The organism is Nonomuraea lactucae (genome assembly GCF_003313395.1).
Taxonomy (GTDB): domain Bacteria; phylum Actinomycetota; class Actinomycetes; order Streptosporangiales; family Streptosporangiaceae; genus Nonomuraea; species Nonomuraea lactucae.
The window spans coordinates 1-3203 of record NZ_QNFZ01000688.1 but is presented as its reverse complement, the minus strand read 5'-3'; the positions used below and the strand labels follow the sequence as shown (position 1 = coordinate 3203).

General features: G+C 76.1%; 4 protein-coding genes. All 4 read right to left on the bottom strand.

Features of this window, described 5'->3' with window-relative positions; all coding sequences use genetic code 11:
- Nucleotides 1-541: NAD-dependent epimerase/dehydratase family protein (locus tag DQW85_RS25455; protein ID WP_338043416.1), on the bottom strand; the 541-nt coding region annotated here is incomplete at its 3' end.
- 113 nt (nt 542-654) lie between these two features.
- Nucleotides 655-1599, bottom strand: a complete 945-nt coding sequence (locus DQW85_RS25450) for a DNA polymerase domain-containing protein (RefSeq protein WP_240197420.1) — start codon at nt 1597-1599, stop codon at nt 655-657.
- A gap of 63 nt (nt 1600-1662) precedes the next feature.
- Nucleotides 1663-2448: an enoyl-CoA hydratase-related protein gene (locus DQW85_RS25445; protein ID WP_113702493.1), complete on the bottom strand. Its 786-nt coding sequence runs from the start codon at nt 2446-2448 to the stop codon at nt 1663-1665.
- Nucleotides 2441-3203 (bottom strand): acetate--CoA ligase family protein (locus tag DQW85_RS25440; RefSeq protein WP_205315401.1); only part of this gene is annotated, 763 nt, incomplete at its 5' end. The genes DQW85_RS25445 and DQW85_RS25440, both read right to left, overlap by 8 nt.

Here is a 3203-nt window from a genome sequence, read left to right as displayed (position 1 = left end):
GGCCCGGCGCGAGCACCGGGCCGCCGCGGGCGATCCGGGTCAGCCACCACGGCAGGCGCCCGATGTTCTCGTGGGGCCCGAGGATCAGGCCGGCGCGGGCCAGCAGTGCCCGGTCGCCGAACGCCGCCACGGCCGCCAGCTCCCCTCCGGCCTTCGCGCGGGCGTAGTCGGCATGGCCGTCGTCGTCGGCCGACGCCTCCACCACGGGCGCGCTCTCGTCGGCGCCCGCGGGCACCGGATAGCCGTGCACCGACCGGCTGGAGACGTACACATAGTGCCCGGCCCGCCCCGCCAGCAGGCTCGCGCTGTCGCGCACGGCGGACGGCGCCCACGACCAGGTGTCGACCACGACGTCCCACACGCCGTCGCCGAGGGCGGCGAGCCCTCCCGGAGCCGAGCGGTCACCCCGCAGGGCGGTGACCCCTGGAGGCGGCTCGTGGGTGCCGCGGTTGAGGACGGTCACCTCCCATCCCATCGCGAGTGCCTCGTCGAGGAAGGCGCGGCCGACGAACTCGGTGCCGCCGAGCACAAGCAGCTTCATGCCCCAACTCTGGCCCAGCCGGCCGGCGCCGTGGCCGGGTTCACGCCCTCAGCGGATTCGCCCAGAGCGCAAGCCCGCGCGGCCCTGGAGGGCCTGGCCGTCCTCGCCGCAGGTCACTCGGCGCGGCGGGCCCTGGCGCGGCGCTTGCCCTCGTGCATGGCCTGGACTCGGGCGATCGGGATCGTGTGCCCCTCCTCGACCAGGTCGGCCGGGAGGCGCTGCGGGGACGGCATCAGCTCGGCCCACGGGTCGCCGTCCGCCAGCAGCCCAGGCACCGTGCGGATGGTGAAGTCCGCGGGAGTGACCCGGTCGAGATCTTCCCAGGCGACGGGGAAGGAGACGGGCACGCCGGGCCGCACGCGCGGGCTGTAGGCGGCCACCACGGTCGCCCCGCCCGCCCGGGTGGAGTCGAGGAACACCTTGCCCTCGCGGTCCTCCCGGATGAAGGCCGTGGTGGCGAGCGCCGGGTCCACGCGCTCGGCCCGGGCGGCCAGCGCGCGGGTGGCCGCGGCCAGGTCGTCCATCGCCACCCCCTCCTCCACGGGCACGAACACGTGCACGCCCTTGGCCCCGCTGGTCTTCACCGCCCCGGCCAGCCCGGCGTCGTCCAGCGCCCGGCGGACCAGCCGCGCGGCCCCCACGGTCACCTCGAACGCGCCGCCCGCCGGCGGGTCCAGGTCGAGCACCAGATGGGTGGGCCCGTCGCCGCGCACCAGCGCCGGGTGGAACTCGACCGCCCGCTGGTTGGCGAACCAGAGCAGGGTGCGGCGGTCGTCGCAGAGCGCGTAGGACACCTGCCGCTGCGAGGCCTCCGCCCAGACGGACACCGTCCGCACCCAGGAGGGGGCGTACTTGGGCACGTTCTTCTGCATGAACGGCTCCTGGCCGGGCCGTACGCGGATCACCGACAGGGCCCGGCCGCGCAGGACCGGCAGGATGCGGTCGCGGACCGCGTCCAGGTAGTCGACCAGGTCCCGCTTGGCCGCCTCCGTCCCGTCGAACAGCGGCCGGTCGAGATTGGTCAGCGACACACCGTCTCGCGTCTCATCGCTGCTCACCTGCCCCAGCCTGCCCACCGGCCGGGCGTTCAGGCAACACCTCAGGCGCGTTCGGGCGCGGCGTCACCGGCCTTCCCAGCGCGCCGGCCGCTTCTCGGCGAACGCCAGCGGCCCCTCCCGGGCGTCGCGTGAGGCGAGCATGGCGCGGTAACGCGGCAGGTCGGCGGTGCGGAGCGTGTGGTACGCCTCCCGCACGCCCTGACCGTCGGTCGCCCGCGTGATCTCCTTGATCGCGGCGATGGCCAGCGGCGCCGCGGCGCAGATGTCGTGGGCCAGCTCGGCGGCCGAATCGAGGAGGCGGTCGGCGGGGACGACCCGGTTGACCAGGCCCCAGCGGGCCGCCTCCGCCGCCGGCATGCGCCGTCCGGTCATGAGCAACTCGGCCGCCAGGGCGGGTGGCAGACGCCGGGGCAGCCGCAGGACGCCGCCGGAGTCGGGGATCATGCCCAGCCTCACCTCGGTCAGCGCGAACTCGGCGGTGTCGGCCGCCACGACCAGGTCGGCCGCGAGCGCCAGCTCGAACCCGCCGCCCAGCGCCAGCCCGTTGACCGCGGCGATCACCGGCTTGTCGAGGGTGAAGAACTCGGTCAGCCCGGCGAACCCGCCGGGGCCGTGGTCGGCGTCGACCGCCTCGCCCGCGGCGGCGGCCTTCAGGTCCCAGCCGGCCGAGAAGAACCGCCCGCCCGCTCCGGTGAGGACGGCCACGCGCAGGCCGGGGTCCGTACGCAGGAGGTCGAACGCCGAGTGGAGCGCGTTGCTGGTGGCGACGTCGATGGCGTTGGCCCTGGGCCGGTCGAGGACGACGGTCAGGACGCCCCCGTCCCGCGCCAGCCGTACCGGATCAGGCATCCCACGACTCCTCGGTGAGGCGGATCAGGGCGTCGGCGGCGAGCACGCCGTGGCCTTCGGGCAGGACCAGCAGCGGGTTCACGTCCAGCTCGACGAGCCGGTCCGCGTGCGCCCGCGCGTAGCGGGCGACCACGGCCACGGCGTCGATGACCGCCTCCACGTCGCCGCGCGGTCGTCCCCGGTATCCGGTGAGCAGCGGCCAGGCCGCCAGCGAGGTCAGCGCCGCGCGGACGTCCTCCCGGGAGGCCGGCAGCAGGATGCGGGCCGCGTCGCGCAGGAGCTCCACCAGCACCCCGCCCGCGCCGACGGTGATCACCAGGCCGAACACCGGGTCGCGGTGCGCCCCGACCACCAGCTCGGCCACGGCGTCGCGGACCATGCGCTCGACGAGGAACCGTTCGGAGAGACCGGACATGGCCTCCACCGCGGCGCGCACGGCGTCCGGGCCGCCCAGGTTCAGCCGGACCGCCCCCGCCTCGGTCTTGTGCGGGAGCGATGCCGACACGGCCTTCACCACGACGGGATAGCCGAGCGTCTCGGCGCACCGCACGGCCTCGTCCGCGCCGGCCAGTGCGCCTTCCGGGACCGGCAGGCCGGACGAGGCGAGGGCGCGCTTGGCCTCCCACTCGTCCAGTGTCCGGACCGGGGACCCGGCGGGCGGGGCGGGTCCGGCAGGGGTGACGGGGCGGATGCCGTGGGCGCGCGCCTGGGCGGTGCCGATGAGCGCCGCGGCGCGGACGGCGTCCAGGCAGGCG